The sequence below is a fragment of the Candidatus Nitrosotalea sp. FS genome (assembly GCF_011319475.1).
Lineage (GTDB): Archaea > Thermoproteota > Nitrososphaeria > Nitrososphaerales > Nitrosopumilaceae > Nitrosotalea.
The window spans coordinates 1-772 of record NZ_RCMC01000255.1 but is presented as its reverse complement, the minus strand read 5'-3'; the positions used below and the strand labels follow the sequence as shown (position 1 = coordinate 772).

The window sequence follows — 772 nt, the reverse complement described above, 5'->3', positions numbered from 1 at the left end:
CTCACCCTTGGCGGAACAATAAAAAAAATGACATCCTCTCGTCATGGATTGTATAAAGTAGAGATCACAAAAGACAATCCTNGCATCTGCTATGGTGCAGAGATACTTGCACTCACCCTTGGTGGAACGATAAAAAAAATGACATCTCCTAGACATGGAATATACAAAGTACAAATCACAAAAAATAATCCCCTATGTAGTGGACACATTGATGCCTTTGAAAGCCACTCTTACATGGTATCAAAACTTGGCTCTTTTTTTATTCCACTAGCTTCATCAANAGAGATGAGTACAGATGGGAAATCTTTGCTAGAAAGATTTTGTAACGTTACACAGTTTTAAGGTTCTATCAACTCTTCGGTAATGACATGATACCCAAATCATACCGATGCTAACTTGCTTCCATCTACTCGAAGGATTAGCGGCTGTATGAAAATATTATTCCAATCCACATTCCCCTTCATCGCTTCATCTAAAAGCCCTCTAGGATGGCAAAACCTACTCCACCCCTTGTAAGCAATATTCATGGATGCAATTACATCCCTGTCCATTGATTTCTTACAATTAATGCACAACAATTTTCGTCTGTGAAACCTATCCTCTTGGAGTTTCCCTCCGCATATTGGACAGAGTTGGCTTGTGCGTTTAGGATCTACGAATCTAACAGGAATTCCTTCCCATTCTGCCTTGTATGTAATCTGTCTTTGCAGTTCGTAGAACGACCATGAGTTTAATTTCCTTCTATACTTGTTTCCTTGACCGTTTCCCTTTC

Annotated in this window: 1 protein-coding gene; it reads right to left on the bottom strand. The window is 39.4% G+C overall.

Features of this window, described 5'->3' with window-relative positions:
- Positions 1–380: 380 nt before the first annotated feature.
- On the bottom strand, positions 381–772 hold a 392-nt coding region (locus tag DYY66_RS10175), incomplete at its 5' end, for a zinc ribbon domain-containing protein (protein WP_166288932.1).